Below are 14540 nucleotides of genomic sequence, written 5' to 3'. Positions count from 1 at the left end.
TGTTTTTAGTCGAACCTCTACGGGCCGAGCTTGCATGGTGCAGGCGTCAACGATTCGCGTCCAATGTTTTATGCGGATGGATTGATATACAAATCGAATTCTTAAACACAGGGAATGACCACTGTAAAAAAAACAGGTATTTGACCCATCCGGCCTCTACGCGCTACTTAAAATTTACGACTTCGCTATTGATTGACCCCAGGACATCCCATGCACTGCAGCAGCTTTATCGCCACCAGCCTGGACGGTTTTATCGCCAAGGCCGATGGCAGCCTGGACTGGCTCAATGCCGCCAATGCCACCGTGCCAGAGGGGGAAGACTGCGGCTATGCGCAGTACATGGCCGGTGTCGATGTGATCCTGATGGGGCGCAAAACCTTTGAGACGGTGCTGTCCTTTGGCGCCTGGCCGTATGACAAGCCGGTCTATGTCGTGTCTCGCCAGTGGAGCGCCCTGCCCGCAGAGGCACCACCCACCGCCCAGCTTTGGAAGGGCAGCCTGCCGGCCCTCAGCACCCATCTGGCCGCCAGCGGCGTGCGCGCGGCCTATGTCGATGGCGGACAGCTGATCCAGTCCTTTATCAACGCACAGCTGCTCGACGAGATCACCATCACCCGCGTCCCCGTGCTGCTGGGCAGCGGCCTGCCGCTGTTTGGGCCCTTAGCGGATGGAATCAACTCGGTTACCGCCCAGCATCTGCAGACGCGCAGCTATGACTTTGGCTTTGTGCAGAGTGACTACCGGCTGCTTTATGCGGCAGCCGGTCAGCCACAGGACGAGACCCAAGCGGAAATCTAAGCCACCACCGCCCGCCGCACAAACCGCCCGGCGCGCGCCGGCAAGGCGCCCGCCTCTTCCGTGTAGCTAAGCACGCCATTGACCCAGACGGCTTCCACCCCCACGCTGCGCTGCTTGGGGTTTTCGAAGGTGGCCTGGTCCTGGATGCGGGCGGGGTCGAACACGACCACATCGGCGGCCTTGCCGGCGGCCAGCAGGCCGCGGTCGGCCATGCGAAAGCGCTGGGCCGACATGCCCGTCATCTTGTGCACGGCCTGGGCGAGGCTCAGCACGCCCTTGTCGCGCCAGTACATGGCCAGCACGCGGGGAAAGGCGCCCCACAGCCGAGGGTGTGGGCGCTCGTCGTTGGGCAGGCCGTCCGAGCCGATCATGGCCAGCGGGTGGCGGATGACGCGCTCCACATCGTCTTCGCGCATCTGAAAGTAGCAGGCATTGCCGGGCTTGAGGCGCACGCAGGCGTCGTATTCGCTGATGCCCCAGTCGGCGGCAATATCGCGCAGGTAGCGGCCGCCCACCTCGGGCTGGGGCTCGCTGCGGGTGATCAGGATATCGATGACGCCATCGACCAGGTCCTCGCGCAGCACCGTCGACCCTGCGGTGTAGGGATAGACGTCCATCGACAGCTCTTGCTGCTGCGCCAGTTTGTCGACCAGCGGCAAGGTCTGCAGGGTGCGGCCCCAGTTGGCCGAGCCCGCGCATTTGTGGTGCGACAGCACCAGCGGCAGGCCCGATTGCTGGGCCGTGCCGGCGGCCTCCAGCATGGCCTCCAGAATGCCTTCGAGCTCGTCGCGGATATGGGTGGCATAGACGCCGCCATGCCGGGCCGCCACGGTGGCCACGGCCACCAGCTCCTGCATGTCGGCCGCGTAGGCCTCGCGGTAGAAGATGCCGCTGGACAGGCCCAGGGCTCCTGCCTGCATGGCCTCGTGCATGTCCTGGGCCATGGCCTCGCGCTCGGCGGCATTGGCCGGGCGGCTCAGATCGGCCATGTGCTTGATGCGCAGCGAGGTGTGGCCAAGCAGCGCCGCAATATTGATGGAGGGCTGCGCCGCATCCACGGCCGCTGCGTAGTCCTGCATGCTGCCAAAGCGGAACTGCTGGTCGCCCAGCAGCGACAGCGGAGCTGGCGGATGCGCCGTCACCACCGGCGCCAGCGAGATGCCGCAGTTGCCGGCGATCACCGTGGTCACCCCTTGCGAGAGCTTGGGCAGCATGGCCGGGCTGTTCAGCGCAGCGGCATCGTCATGGGTGTGTACATCGATAAAGCCCGGGGCGATCACCTTGGCCGTGCAATCGATCTGCAGCGGGTCCTGCGCCTTCCAGCGATCCAACGTGGCCTGCTGGGCGGCATCCACCGCGCCATCGCGGGCAAACACGCCAATGATGCGCCCGCCCTGCAGCCAGACATCGCCAACAAACTCCGACAGGCCGGTGCCATCCACCACCGTGCCATTGCTCAACCACACTCTGCGTTCCATTGTTGTCTCTCCAGGCGCTGCTGCCGGCTGCCATCAGCCGGCGGTTTTGCCTTGTTGCTGGCTGGGGGCTGCTGCATCCGGCACGGGGCCCCCTTTGCGCTGCTGCGCGGGCTGCTGAAAGCCCATGTATTCATAGCTGTCAAAGCCATGGGTCTCCAGCAACCGCTTGTACTGCTGCATGCCGGTGACCACGCGTGGCCCCAGAATCTGCGCCAGGCGCACCATCATGATTTCGATCACCACCAGGTGGGCCAGGTAGGCCTCGGTGCCCACGCGCATCACCGCGTCCTGGGGCACATTCACCGCCAGCACATGGTCGGCCATCTCGGCCAGCGGCGTATCGGGCTGGGTCAGTGCCACGACGGTAGCGCCCTGCTGCTTGGCAAATTGCGCCGCCTCCAAGGTGTAGGGCATGCGCCCCACATGCGAGATCACAAAGGCCACGCCGTGCTTGCCCAGGGTCGAGGCCGACACCAGCTGCTGGTGCGCATCAAAGATGGCATTGGACGTGAGGCCCAGGCGGAACAAGCGGCTTTGCAGCTCTTGCGCCATAAAGGACGAGGCCGCCCCGACCGAGTAGCAATCGATGCGTGAGGCCTTGGCCATCTTGCCGGCCACCTCGTCGATCAGCGCCGCATCCAGGCGCTGGCCCAGGTTGGCAATGGCGCCGGCTGCCGCATGCACGATCTTGCTGACCACCTCGGCGGTGGAGTCGTCCTGCTGCACGCTGCGGTGCAGGTGCGAGCCCGAGACCGCCAAGGTCTGCGCCAGCGCCACCATGAACTCGCGCACCGAGGCATAGCCAAAGCGGCGGCACATGCGCACGATCGTCGGCATGGACACATTCGCCTGCAGCGCCAGCTGCTCGACCGTGGCCAGCACAGCGGCACCCGGGTCGCGCAGGATCACATCGATCACCTGGCGCTGGGCCAGCGGCAGCGCGGCCTGCTGCTGTTGCAGCAGCTGCAGGCTCAGCGCTGTTTTCAGGCTGGCCATTTCAGAACCTTGTCTCGATCGCATCGACCAGGTTCCAGGCATCGTCCACCACCGGAATCCAGCGCCACTTGTCAAAGGTGGTGCAAGGGTGGGAGATGCCCAGCGCAATGCGGTCGCCCACGGCCGGCGCGCCCTGCGCCGGGTCAAAACGCAGATAGGCATGCTGGTCGTTCAGGGCCGAGATGGTCCAGCCGGCAGGGGCGGGCTGCGCCTCCTGGCTGCCGCGCGGCGCATGGCGCTGCACGGAGGGCATCTCCAGGTCGTAGGAGATATCGCGGCGGCCGCAGGTGAGCAAGGCCAGGCCGGGCTCCGGCACGGACTGCACCATGGCCCAGACCTCGAGCGCGGCCTGCAACGAGTCGGCCACGCCTTCGCGCTGCTCAACCAGCTTGAGCAGGCGCCGGTAGTTGCCATGGTCATGCGTGATGTAGCAGCCCGAGCGCAGCACACCGGTAAAGGGGCGTGACAGGCCCGCGCCCTGCAGCAGTGGCACGACCAGGTCAAAAATGGCCGAGCCGCCGGCACTCAGAATCGGCGCCTCCTCAGGCAGCAGGCCCTGTGCATCGCAGGCCTTGGCAATCTCGACCACGCGGCGCACCAGCTCGGCCACGGCGGGGATGTCATGCGCGCTGTCGCACTGGGTCAGGCCCCCTTCATAGCATTCGATGCCGCCCAGCTGGGCGCTGCCGCTGGCATGGATGGCCTGGGCCAGCGCCAGCGCCTCCTCCTGGCTGCGCACACCGGTGCGCTGGCCAGGAATGCCGACCTCGATCAGCACATCAAAGCGGCGGGCGCTGTTGCGTGCACGGCTCCAGTCCTCGATGCAGCGCAGCTGGCTGATCGAATCGACCAGGAACCAGACGCGCAGATCGGCGTGCTGGCTCAGCAACGCGTCCAGCCCATCCAGGTCGGCCGGTGCCACCACCTGGTTGGCAATGATGGCGCGGCGCGCACCGGCCTCCACACCGACCGCCAGCTGAAAGATGGTCGCAAAGGTCAGGCCCCAGGCGCCGCCTTTGAGCTGCAAATCAAACAGCTGGGGCGACATGGTGGTCTTGCCGTGCGGCGCAAACTGGATCTGGCGGCGCGCCGCATAGTCCTGCATCCAGCGGGCGTTGTGGGCCAGGGCCGACTGGCGGATGACGGCCAGCGGGTAGGGCAGGTCATCGCGCAGCACATTCCAGCCGCGTGCGGCCAATGCAGAGGCCTGGGTGGGGGCAGCAGCCAGCGGGTAGCTCTTGCTGCGCGCGTCAATCAAAAAATCGGGTTGCATGGTTCACTCTCTCAATCTTGGACTTTCCAGCAGGCCTGCAGATGGCCTTCGGCCACGGGGCGCAGCTGCATATCAGCCTGGGCGCAGCGCGCCTCGGCCTGCGGGCAACGGGTACGAAAGACGCAACCACTGGGCGGGTTCTTGGGGCTGGGCAGGTCTCCCGTCAAGAGCGGGATCGTGCGCCGCTGGGCCGGGTCCGGAATCGGCGCGGCTGCCAGCAAGGCCTGGGTGTAGGGGTGGCGCGGCCGGGCATACAAGGCCTCGGTCGGTGCCACCTCCACCACACGGCCCAGATACAGGACCACCACGCGATCGCAGAGGTATTCCACCACATCCAAATCGTGCGAGATGAACAGCAAGGTCAAACCAAGGCGGTCTTTGAGGTCGCCCAGCAAATTGACCACCTGCGCCTGGATGGACACGTCGAGCGCCGACAGCGGCTCATCGGCCACGATAAAGCGCGGCTGCACTGCCAAGGCCCGGGCAATGCCGATGCGCTGGCGCTGGCCGCCGGAGAACTCATGCGGAAAGCGCTCGGCATGTTCTGGCCTGAGGCCCACCTGGTCCAGCAGCTGGGCAATGCGCGGCTGGCGGGCTGCGCCCGGCGCCATGCCGTGGGTGGACAGCGCCTCGCCCAGCACATCGCGGATGCGCATGCGCGGGTTCAGGCTGGCATAGGGGTCCTGAAAGATGATCTGGATATCGGCGCGCAGCGGCCGCATCGCGCTCGCGCCCAGGTGCGCCAGGTCCACGGTCTCGCCGCCCTGCTTGCGAAAATGCAGCTGGCCGTCCGTCGGCTCGATCAAGCGCGTCAGCAGCCGGCCGATGGTGCTTTTGCCGGAGCCGGACTCGCCCACCAGGCCCAGGGTCTCGCCCGGGAAGATGTCAAACGAGACATCCTGCACCGCACGCACCGGGTGGGCGCCGCTGCCAAACTGCTTGCTCAAATGCTGGATGCGCACCAGCGGCTGGGCCGCTGCGGTGGTGCCAGTCGCTGCCGTGGCCCGCTCGGCCGGGCGCTCCAGGGTGTCGGTCGTGCTCATGCGGCTTCTCCTGCGCGAATGCAGCGCACCTGGCGCTCGCTGGGCTCGGCATCGTTGCCGCTGCGCCATGTCTCCAGGCCAGGCATGGCCTGCTCGCAGGCGTTCAGCCGCTTGCTGCAGCGCGGCGCAAAGGCGCAGCCGGGCGGCGGGCTCAAGGGGCTGGAGACCTGGCCGGGGATGGCATCCAGGCGGCGCCGCCCCACAAAGGCAGGTTTGCCACCGGCGCGCAGCGCGGCGGCCTCGGCCAGCTCGCGCTGGCGCGCCATGCCGGGCAGGCAACCCAGCAGGCCCTGGGTATAGGGGTGCTGGGGCGCGGCAAACAGCGCATGCACGCTGGCGGTCTCCACAATGCGGCCGGCATACATCACGGCAATCGCATCGGCATACTGCGCCACCACGCCCAGGTTGTGGGTCACAAACAGAATGCTCATGCCCGTCTCCTTTTGCAGCCGGCCCATCAAGGCCAGGATCTGCGCCTGGATGGTCACATCCAGTGCGGTGGTGGGTTCGTCGGCAATCAGCAGGCTCGGGTCGCAGGCCATGGCCAGCGCAATCATCACCCGCTGGCGCATGCCGCCAGACAGCTGGTGCGGGTACTCATGCACGCGCTGGGCGGCAGCCGGTATCTCGACGAGTTCCAGCATGCGCTGGGCATGGGCCAGGGCTGCGGCCTTGCCCAGGCCCTTGTGCAGGCGCACCGATTCGGCAATCTGCTCGCCCACGGTCAGCACCGGGTTCAGGCTGGTCATCGGCTCCTGGAACACCATCGCCAGCTCATTGCCGCGCAGCGCACGGAGGGACTTGGCATCGAGCGAGAGCAGATCGACGGTGCGGCCATCGCGCTGCACAAACCGGGCCTGGCCCTGCACCTGGGCTTGCGAGGTCTTGGCATGCAGGCCCATCAGCGACAGGCTGGTGACCGACTTGCCCGAACCCGACTCGCCCACCAGGGCCAGGGTCTGGCCCGGCAGGATCTGAAAACTCACATCGGAGACGCTCTGGATACGCCCGCCTTCGGTGGCGAACGAGGTCGACAGCGAGCGCACATCCAGGCGGGGCGCGGCCATGTCGGCGGCCGCTGCAGGGGTGGCGGTGTTCATCATGATTTGTTCTTCAGCTTGGGGTCGAGCAGATCGCGCACACCGTCGCCCAAGAGCTGCAGCGACAGCGCCGTCAGCACAATGGCCACGCCCGGGGTCAGAATGGTCCAGAACGCCTTGTCGGCATACTCCAGGCTGCCGGCAATCATCGTGCCCCAGGTGGGGATATCGGGCGGCACGCCCACGCCCAGAAACGACAGACCCGCCTCGGCCAGGATCGCATAGGCAAAGATGAAGGTGACCTGCACCAGCACCGGCGACAGCAGGTTGGGCAGGATGTGGCGCCACAGAATCAAAGGCGTGCGCACGCCCAGCGCCTTGGCGGCATCGACAAACAGCAGCTCGCGCAGCACCAGGGTCGAGGCGCGCACCACGCGGGCCACGCGCGGCGTGTAGACGATGGTCAGCGCCAGGATCACATTCCACAGCGATGCCCCCAGGATCGACACCAGCGCAATGCCCAGAAGGATGTCGGGGAAGGCCATCATCGCGTCGACCAGGCGCATCAGCGGCGCATCGAGCCGGCGAAAGTAACCGGCCAGCATGCCCAGCAAGGTGCCCAGCACCACGGCGCCCAGCGCGGTGAAAAAGCCGATCATCAGCGAGTAGCGCGCGCCATAGATGATGCGCGCCATCACATCGCGCCCCAGCTCATCGTTGCCGGCCCAGTGCGCCCAGGACGGCGCATGCAGGCGCATGCTGATGTTCATGTCATTGGGGTCGGAGTCGGTCAGCAGCGGGTAGAGCAAGGCGGTGGCTGCAATCAGCAGCAGCACCACGGCGCTCGCCAGCACCACCTTGCGCGCAAACAGCCGGCGCAGGGTTTTGAACCAGGGGGACTGGGCCCAGCTGCCGCGCGCGGGCAGCGGCAATGCTGTTGGGGCGGCGTTCATCATTGGCCCTCCAGACGAATGCGGGGATCGACCACCGTGTAGAGCAGGTCGATCGCGAGGTTGATGAAAACGTAGATGGCGGCAATGACGAGCAAGGTGCCCTGGATGACCGGGTAATCACGCCGCAGCACGGCCCGCACCACCAGGTTGCCCACGCCGGGCAGGTTGAACACGGTCTCGGTCACCACGGTGCCGCCAATCATCAAGGCCAGGGTCAGGCCCAGCACGGTGACGACGGGCACCAGCGCATTGCGCAGCACATGCTTGACGAGCACCACCGACTCGCCCAGGCCCTTGGCCCGGGCCGTGCGCACATAGTCCTCACCCAGAATGTCGAGCACCGAGGCACGCGTGAAGCGGATGATCAGCGCCGAGTTGAGCACGCCCAGCACCAGGGCGGGCAGCAGCAGATGCTGCAGACGGTCGCCAAAGCTCGCGTCCGGATCGCCATAGCCCGAAGCCGGAAACCAGCCCAGGTGCACGGCAAAGATCTGGATCAGGATCAGGCCGAACCAGAAGCTGGGAATGCTGGCGCCCAGCATCGCAATGGTGCTGAGCACCTGGTCGATCCAGCTGCCGCGCCACACGGCTGCTGCCATGCCGCAGGGCACACCGATCAAGGCGGCAATCGACACGGCGAACAGCGCCAGAAACATCGTGGGCTCGGCGCGCTCCAGCAGCGCATGGGTCACAGGCATTTGCAAGAACAGCGACTGGCCCAGGTTGCCTTGCAGCACCTGGCCAATCCAGAGCACAAACTGGGTGGTCAGGGGCTTGTCCAGCCCGTACTGCACGCGCGCGGCAGCAATATCGGCGGCGGTGGCCTGGTCACCCAGCAGCAGCGCTACCGGATCGCCCGATGCCAGGCGCGTGAGCAGGAACACCAGCACGGCGACCAGGGCGAGCACCACCACCGCGCCGCCCAGGCGCTTGACTAAAAAATGCAGCATGGCTGAACTCGAGAAACGCTGGGGCTTACTGGCTCAGCGAGGTGTTCCAGAAGAAGGGCCAGGGCATGGGCTGGTAGCCCTGCAGCTTGGACGAGCGCGCCGACAGCGCATTGAACTTGCCCACTTCGACAAAAGGCACCTCGTCATAAACGAGCGCCTGCACCTGGCCCCAGAGCGGGCCGCGCTTGGCCACATCGGGCTCGCCATTGAAGGCGGCGAGCGCGGCCTTCTTGGTCTCGGTCTCCCACCAGCCGGGGGCGCCGCTGCCCATCTGCGGAGGCGACAGCATCGGCTCAGGGAACAGGCCCGAGTGGGTCATGTAGACATCCCAGAGCTTGGCATCGTTGCGGCGCTGCACCAGGGTGGCCCAGTCCACCACCTGCAGCTCGGTCTTGAAGCCGGCGCGCTTCAAGTGCTCGGCCATCACCAGTGCCATGTTGTAGTGGAACTCATACTGGCGGCTGGCCATGATGCGGATGGGCTCGGACTTGTAGCCGGCCTTGGCCGCCTGGTCCTTGGCCAGCTGCGGGTTCTTCTGGTTGTAGAGCTTGGCGCCCGCGTCCGAATAGTACGGTGTGCCCTTGGCAAAGAAGTTGGGCTCGGCCGCAAAGAAGCGCTTGTCGCCAAAACCGGCCTGCAGCATCTCGGCCGGGCCCATGGCCGTCTGCACCGCCTGGCGCAGCTCCTTCTTGGCCAGTACGCCTTCCTTGGTGTTGAAGACGATGTAAGGGAAGCCAAAGTTCTGCGTGACGATCGGCACCACATTGGGCGCGGCCTTTTCCAGGCGGCCAACCGATTCGACCTGCAGCAGATCGGCGTACTGGAACTGGCCCGAGAGCACGCCCTCGACCCGCGTCGTCGCATTGGGCACCGGCACAAAGCGCAGCTCATCGAGCTGGGCCTCGCGCTTGCCGGCGTAGCCACTGGCGGGCTCGCTACGTGCGGCGTACTGGTCAAAACGCGCCAGCACGGTGAACTGGTCGGGCTTGCGCTCCTTGAGTTGGTAGGGGCCGGTTCCGATGAACTCCTTGAGCACCGGTGCCACCACCTCCTTGGGCATGATGCCGGCCATGCCGCTGGGCATGGCCAGGTGGGCCAGCAGCGGTGCATACACCGCCTTGAGCTTGATCTCCACCGTCTGCGGATTCTTGGCGCTCATGCTGGCGATCTCCTGGCCCACCGCCTTGCCGCGCGCCGACACGTCCATCCAGCGCTGCAGCGAGGCGACCACGTCATCGGCCACCATCTCCTTGCCGTTGTGGAACTTGACGCCCTTGCGCAGGGTGATGGTGTAGGTCAGGCCATCGGCAGAGATGACCGGCATGGCCTGGGCCAGCATCGGCTGGATGCGCCACTGCGCATCAAAGGTGAAGAGCGGCTCGTAGACGTGTTGCATGATGGTGCCCACCAGGTCGGTGGAGCTGACCATCGGGTCCAGGCTCTGGGGCTCGCCAATCATGGCCAGGTTGGCCGCCCCGCCCTTGTGGGCCGCCTGGGCCCAGGCGCTGCCCGCTGGCAGGCCTACGCAACCGGCAGCCAACAGGGCTGCGGCAAGCAGTTGGCGACGGGATGTGCGGACACGCAAGGCAAGGGCGTTCATGGGGCAGGCTTTCATCGAAGGGGTGAAGAAATTTTTTTACACCACAACCGCTAAAAACTGCCTTCAAATCGTCTTATTGACAGATTTATGGGTTGTTGATGTAATATCTTTACATACAGGAGCCCACCCCCATGACAGTAATTACCCTAGGCCAACCCCCTCTTGCATCGGACCGTCTGGCCCGTCCGCTCTCGCCCGCGGTGCGCGCTGGCGACTTTGTTTTTGTCTCCGGCACCGTGCCCACCGATGACCAGGGCCAGGTGGTGCCCGGCGGCATCGAGGCGCAGACGCGCGCCGTGTTCAAGCGCCTGGAAGAGGCCCTGGCCCTGGGCGGCTGCACCCTGGCCGATGTTGCCAAGGTCAATGTCTGGCTCGATGACCCGCGTGATTTCGGCAGCTTCAACCGCGTCTACATGGAGTGCTTTGGTGACCACCGCCCGGCCCGCTCGACCGTGGAATCGCGCCTGATGATCGACGCCAAGGTCGAGATCGATGTGACGGCCTACAAGCCGCTGTAAAACCACTAGCGCGCAGGCGCAACAGGCGCGCGCAGCAGGCGCGACAGCTGCCCGCTGCAGGCGCTTCTACAATGGCCCGCGCAGACTTGGTCTGCGCTTTTTTTTGCCCTCTCTCACCGCCATGCCCAAGCCTCCGACCTTTTCCGCCCGCGCGCCGTCAGACCCGCGCCCCCGCATGCTCGCCATCGACTGGGGCACCACCTCGCTGAGGGGCGTGCGTATCGATGCGCAGGGCCAGATCAGCGAGCGGCGCGCCCTGCCCCAAGGCATCCTGCAAGTGGCGCCCGGCGGCTTCGCCGATGCGTTTGCACAGCACTTTGGCGACTGGCTGGCCGAAGGGCCCCAGCTGTGCCTGCTGTCGGGCATGGTGGGCAGCCGCCAGGGCTGGCAGGAAGCGCCGTACTGCCCCTGCCCGGCCGATTTTTCTGCGCTGTGCCAGCAGCTGCTCTGGCTCGATCTTCCCCAGGGCGTGCCCACGGCCATCGTGCCGGGCATGAGCAGCCTGGCGCAGAGCCAGGTCGATGCCGTGCATGGCGTGCCCGATGTAATGCGCGGCGAAGAAATCCAGGTGATTGGTGCGCTGCGGCTGATGGGCAGCCGCGACGGCCTGCTGCTGCTGCCGGGCACGCACAGCAAATGGGTGCAGGCGCAAAACAGCACCATCACCGGCTTCAAGACCTTCATGACCGGCGAGCTGTTTGCGCTGCTGGCCCAGCACTCGATCCTGGGCAAGACGCTGGACAGCAGCGCCGCGCTGGACGAGGCCGCCTTTGTCCAGGGGCTGGAGCGGGCGCAGAGCCCCGACAGCCTGAGCCACCTGCTGTTTGGCACGCGTGCGCTGTCGCTGTTTGGCGCGCTGGACCCGGCCCAGTCGGCCAGCTACCTCTCGGGCCTGCTGATTGGCCAGGAGCTGCGCACCATGCCGACGGCAGCGGGCAGCCGCGTTGCCGTCATCGGCTCCAGCACCCTGGTGCAGCGCTACAGCCTGGCACTGCGCCATGGAGGCTGCGAGCCCATTGCCTTTGGTGACGAAGCCACCTGGGCCGGCCACCAGGCCATTTACGAGCACCTGACCCAAGGCTGAACACGCCACCCAACCCACGCCCCCTGCCCTCTTCGTACCGCCCTCCATCCAGGACACCGCCATGAACCTGCTCCAACAATTCCAGGCCCTGCAGGCCAAGCTGCCGCTGATCGCCATCCTGCGCGGCCTCACCCCCAGCGAGGCCGTGCCCGTGGGTGCCGCCTTGCAATCGGCCGGTTTTGGCCTGTGGGAAGTACCGCTGAACTCGCCCGAGCCGCTGGAGAGCATTGCCGCGATGCGCGAGGCCTACCCGCATGTGCTGGTGGGCGCGGGCACGGTGCTGACGCCCCAGCAGGTGCGCGATGTGCATGCCGCAGGCGGCCAGCTGATCATCTCGCCCAACTGCAACCCGGCCGTGATCGATGAGGCCGTCAAGCTGGGCCTCATCAGCCTGCCCGGCGTCTTCACCCCGACCGAGGCATTCATGGCGCTGGAGCATGGCGCCCATGGCCTCAAGATCTTCCCCGCCGAGCTGGCATCGCCCGCCGTCGTCAAGGCCCTGCTGGCCGTGCTGCCCAAGGGCAGCAACATCTACCCCGTGGGCGGCATTGCGCCAGACAATATGGCCCCCTGGCTGCAAGCGGGCGCGGCAGGCTTTGGCATTGGCTCGGCACTGTTCAAGCCCGGCAAGACGGCAGCGCAGGTGCGTGTGGATGCGCTGGCGTTTGCGGAGAACTTTCAGGCGGCAAAAGCGGGCTGACCAGATCAGCGCCACGCCGTAAAAAAAAGGCCTGCTCCCGTCTTGGGAGCAGGCCTTTTGCTTGGGGCCAAAGCCTGGTGTTTATTGCATCTGCTGCAGATTGCCGATGCGCACCAGCATCTCGGTAAACATCTGCATATCGGCCTGCAGGTCCGGCACTTCCTTGTACTCCAGCGCGTTGTGCGCGGTGTACTTCTTGCCGGGCATCGCGGGGCCAAAGTTGATGGCATTGGGCATCAGCTTGGCGGTGGTGCTGCCGGCGGTGGGCACGGGCTTGGCATCGAGGCCGGTGGTGTCGCCAAAGATGTTCAGCAGGGTCGAGAGCCAGGCGCCCTTGGGGTCGCGGGCCATCCAGTTGCCTTGGCTGTAGTCGATCTTGACGGGAACCTTGGCGGCAGCGCTCCAGTTGGCAATGCCCTTTTCCACCTCGGCCTTGAGCTGCTCGGGCGATTTGCCGCGTGGCATGCGCGCATTGGCGGTCACTTCCAGCTGGCCATTGCCAGGCTTGATCAGGTTGGGCGAAATCGTCAGCGGGCCCATGAAGTCGTCAGCGTAGGCAACATTCAGGCCCTTGCCAAAGTAGTCCATGCCAAACACGCCATTGATGTAGCGCAACGCTTCGCTGTACTGGTTCTGCTGCACCAGCGGCTGACCCTGGGCGGGCATCAGCGCCGATTGCAGCAGCAGGGCCAGGCGCGGCACGGGGTTCACGCCTTCTTCAGGGCGCGAGCCGTGGGCGGAGGTGCCGGTCACCTTGATGTCGATCTTGTTGGCGCTGCTCACCAGGTCCACACTGAATTGGCCAAACTGCTGGTTGCTGGCCACAAAGCCATCCTTGGCGGCCTGCAGCTTTTGGGCCACGGCGGCCAGCGCAGCGGCATTGCCTGCCTCGATGGTGGCAGTCGCGGTCTGGGCAATGGCGTTGGCCGATGCGGCGCCCGCCATCGCGGTGATGGCCGGTTGCTGCGGGTCGGTCTTCATATCGGCAAAGCTGGCCTTGATGGCGCCCGTGCCTTTTTCGGCCACCACGGCCGGGTACTTGCTGTCGAGCACGATGTTGTAGTCGGGCAGCTTGGTCTTGTCGCGGTAGTACTTCATCGCATCACCACCGGTCTCTTCGGTGGTCTCGATCATCAGGCGGATGCCGCGCTGCAATGGCAGCTGCGATTGCTTGACGGCCTTCATCGCATACAGCACCGTGGCGATCGAGCCCTTGTCGTCGATGGTGCCGCGCCCGTAGAGCTTGTCGCCCACACGGGTGACCTTGAAGGGGTCGAGCTGCTGACCATCCACCACCCATTCGGCGGGCACCACCGGCACCACATCCGCATGGGTCAGAATGCCGAACTCTTCTGCGCTCGTGCCCGGCAAGGTCACTTCAAAGATGCGGTTGTCCACATTGCGGTACTGCAGGCCAAAGTCCTGGGCCATCTTTTCCACCATGCGGCCAAAGTCGATGATGGCCGGGCTCTCATGCGGTAGCACCTTGGGGTCGCGCACCGTTGGCAGCGCCACCATCTGGGTGATGCTGCTGAGCACCTGGTGCTCTTGCGTCAGGCGGGTGTAGAGGCCGAGCAGGCGGGCCACATTGGCCAGGTCATCGCCTTGCAGCGGCGCGCCTTGCGTGTAGCGCTGCACGGCAGCGGCCAAGCGGGCATCCTGCTTGGCGGCGTTCTGCAAAAACTGCGCAAAGGTCGCAGGCGTCTTCACGGCTTCGGCGGCAATGGCATCGAGCGCCGGCTTTTGCAGCAGCTGGGCCTGGGCGCTTGCAGCGGCCAGGGCAATACCCAGGGCGATGGCGGTGTGGCGGAATACGGTCTTCATAGGGAACCTCGTCTCTTAGAACGTGTTTACGATCTCCTCGCGCCGCGACAGCGGTTTTGCGGGATGGGATGCTAGGCGCAACACCGCAGCAATAGCCCAGCTATTGCGAGGATTTGCAACGACGCAGACCGCCCGCAAAACCCCTGTCCCTACGGGTTGGAGTGAAATCGGGCGATTTCTGCGCGCTGGCCCTTGCTTGCACCCCGGTGCAAGCTACGCTCCATCCCTTCGAACTCATCCCGATTGCACTCCAACGCGGCTGCGTAGAGATCGCAAACACGTT

General features: G+C 65.7%; 13 protein-coding genes. 4 read left to right on the top strand and 9 right to left on the bottom strand.

The genetic code is table 11. The features are described 5' to 3' along the window. The first annotated feature begins 210 nt into the window (after nucleotides 1–210). Entirely contained in the window at nucleotides 211–798 is a 588-nt protein-coding gene (locus WH265_RS14980; protein ID WP_339558800.1) for a dihydrofolate reductase family protein, read from the top strand. Here WH265_RS14980 and WH265_RS14975 read toward each other — a convergent pair. The 8 genes from WH265_RS14975 to WH265_RS14940 are packed head-to-tail and all read right to left on the bottom strand — an operon-like array spanning nucleotide 795 to nucleotide 10131. Further along, nucleotides 795–2276, bottom strand: coding sequence for an N-acyl-D-amino-acid deacylase family protein (locus tag WH265_RS14975; RefSeq protein WP_339558799.1), 1482 nt, complete (start codon nucleotides 2274–2276; stop codon nucleotides 795–797). The two genes, WH265_RS14980 and WH265_RS14975, sit on opposite strands and share 4 nt — an antisense overlap. Nucleotides 2277–2309: 33 nt before the next feature. Next, on the bottom strand, nucleotides 2310–3272 hold the full coding sequence (locus WH265_RS14970) for a MurR/RpiR family transcriptional regulator (protein ID WP_339558798.1): 963 nt from the start codon (nucleotides 3270–3272) through the stop codon (nucleotides 2310–2312). A 1-nt stretch (nucleotide 3273) separates the two neighbouring features. Next, a complete protein-coding gene (locus WH265_RS14965) occupies nucleotides 3274–4545 on the bottom strand; it encodes an amino acid deaminase (RefSeq protein WP_339558797.1) in 1272 nt (423 codons plus the stop codon). Nucleotides 4546–4556: 11 nt separating this feature from the next. Then, nucleotides 4557–5588 carry an ABC transporter ATP-binding protein gene (locus WH265_RS14960; RefSeq protein ID WP_339558796.1) on the bottom strand — a complete coding sequence of 344 codons (1032 nt, stop codon included), beginning with the start codon at nucleotides 5586–5588 and terminating at the stop codon, nucleotides 4557–4559. Next, nucleotides 5585–6688 carry an ABC transporter ATP-binding protein gene (locus WH265_RS14955; protein ID WP_339558972.1) on the bottom strand — a complete coding sequence of 368 codons (1104 nt, stop codon included), beginning with the start codon at nucleotides 6686–6688 and terminating at the stop codon, nucleotides 5585–5587. The genes WH265_RS14960 and WH265_RS14955 overlap by 4 nt, the downstream gene beginning before the upstream one ends. After that, nucleotides 6688–7581, bottom strand: coding sequence for an ABC transporter permease (locus WH265_RS14950; protein WP_339558795.1), 894 nt, complete (start codon nucleotides 7579–7581; stop codon nucleotides 6688–6690). The genes WH265_RS14955 and WH265_RS14950 overlap by 1 nt, the downstream gene beginning before the upstream one ends. Next, nucleotides 7581–8531 carry an ABC transporter permease gene (locus WH265_RS14945; RefSeq protein ID WP_339558794.1) on the bottom strand — a complete coding sequence of 317 codons (951 nt, stop codon included), beginning with the start codon at nucleotides 8529–8531 and terminating at the stop codon, nucleotides 7581–7583. Before WH265_RS14945 ends, WH265_RS14950 begins: the two co-directional genes overlap by 1 nt. Nucleotides 8532–8556: 25 nt before the next feature. Further along, the gene (locus WH265_RS14940; protein ID WP_339558793.1) at nucleotides 8557–10131 is read right to left on the bottom strand and encodes an ABC transporter substrate-binding protein; all 1575 of its coding nucleotides are present in this window, start codon (nucleotides 10129–10131) and stop codon (nucleotides 8557–8559) included. A 131-nt stretch (nucleotides 10132–10262) separates the two neighbouring features. On the opposite strand from WH265_RS14940, the gene WH265_RS14935 reads away from it, so the two are divergent. The 3 genes from WH265_RS14935 (at nucleotide 10263) to WH265_RS14925 (ending at nucleotide 12433) form a co-directional block, all read left to right on the top strand. After that, nucleotides 10263–10649, top strand: a complete 387-nt coding sequence (locus WH265_RS14935) for a RidA family protein (protein WP_021024851.1) — start codon at nucleotides 10263–10265, stop codon at nucleotides 10647–10649. Between the two features lie 121 nt (nucleotides 10650–10770). After that, nucleotides 10771–11733 carry a 2-dehydro-3-deoxygalactonokinase gene (locus tag WH265_RS14930; RefSeq protein ID WP_339558792.1) on the top strand — a complete coding sequence of 321 codons (963 nt, stop codon included), beginning with the start codon at nucleotides 10771–10773 and terminating at the stop codon, nucleotides 11731–11733. Between the two features lie 61 nt (nucleotides 11734–11794). Further along, nucleotides 11795–12433, top strand: a complete 639-nt coding sequence (locus WH265_RS14925; RefSeq protein WP_312987841.1) for a 2-dehydro-3-deoxy-6-phosphogalactonate aldolase — start codon at nucleotides 11795–11797, stop codon at nucleotides 12431–12433. Between the two features lie 81 nt (nucleotides 12434–12514). Here WH265_RS14925 and WH265_RS14920 read toward each other — a convergent pair whose 3' ends face one another. Further along, complete coding sequence (locus WH265_RS14920; protein ID WP_339558791.1) at nucleotides 12515–14257, bottom strand: dipeptidase; 1743 nt, start codon at nucleotides 14255–14257, stop codon at nucleotides 12515–12517. Nucleotides 14258–14540 lie beyond the last annotated feature (283 nt).

Source organism: Comamonas sp. MYb396, assembly GCF_037479555.1.
Classification (GTDB): Bacteria; Pseudomonadota; Gammaproteobacteria; order Burkholderiales; family Burkholderiaceae_C; genus Comamonas.
Note: the sequence above shows the minus strand (reverse complement) of the source record. Positions and strands in the feature narration are given on the sequence as shown.

Bases quoted from the DNA above. Each gene is read 5' to 3' on its own strand.
- WH265_RS14980 (WP_339558800.1), top strand. From the start codon at position 211: ATGCACTGCAGCAGCTTTATCGCCACCAGCCTGGACGGTTTTATCGCC.
- WH265_RS14975 (WP_339558799.1), bottom strand. From the start codon at position 2,276: ATGGAACGCAGAGTGTGGTTGAGCAATGGCACGGTGGTGGATGGCACC.
- WH265_RS14970 (WP_339558798.1), bottom strand. From the start codon at position 3,272: ATGGCCAGCCTGAAAACAGCGCTGAGCCTGCAGCTGCTGCAACAGCAG.
- WH265_RS14965 (WP_339558797.1), bottom strand. From the start codon at position 4,545: ATGCAACCCGATTTTTTGATTGACGCGCGCAGCAAGAGCTACCCGCTG.
- WH265_RS14960 (WP_339558796.1), bottom strand. From the start codon at position 5,588: ATGAGCACGACCGACACCCTGGAGCGCCCGGCCGAGCGGGCCACGGCA.
- WH265_RS14955 (WP_339558972.1), bottom strand. From the start codon at position 6,688: ATGAACACCGCCACCCCTGCAGCGGCCGCCGACATGGCCGCGCCCCGC.
- WH265_RS14950 (WP_339558795.1), bottom strand. From the start codon at position 7,581: ATGAACGCCGCCCCAACAGCATTGCCGCTGCCCGCGCGCGGCAGCTGG.
- WH265_RS14945 (WP_339558794.1), bottom strand. From the start codon at position 8,531: ATGCTGCATTTTTTAGTCAAGCGCCTGGGCGGCGCGGTGGTGGTGCTC.
- WH265_RS14940 (WP_339558793.1), bottom strand. From the start codon at position 10,131: ATGAACGCCCTTGCCTTGCGTGTCCGCACATCCCGTCGCCAACTGCTT.
- WH265_RS14935 (WP_021024851.1), top strand. From the start codon at position 10,263: ATGACAGTAATTACCCTAGGCCAACCCCCTCTTGCATCGGACCGTCTG.
- WH265_RS14930 (WP_339558792.1), top strand. From the start codon at position 10,771: ATGCCCAAGCCTCCGACCTTTTCCGCCCGCGCGCCGTCAGACCCGCGC.
- WH265_RS14925 (WP_312987841.1), top strand. From the start codon at position 11,795: ATGAACCTGCTCCAACAATTCCAGGCCCTGCAGGCCAAGCTGCCGCTG.
- WH265_RS14920 (WP_339558791.1), bottom strand. From the start codon at position 14,257: ATGAAGACCGTATTCCGCCACACCGCCATCGCCCTGGGTATTGCCCTG.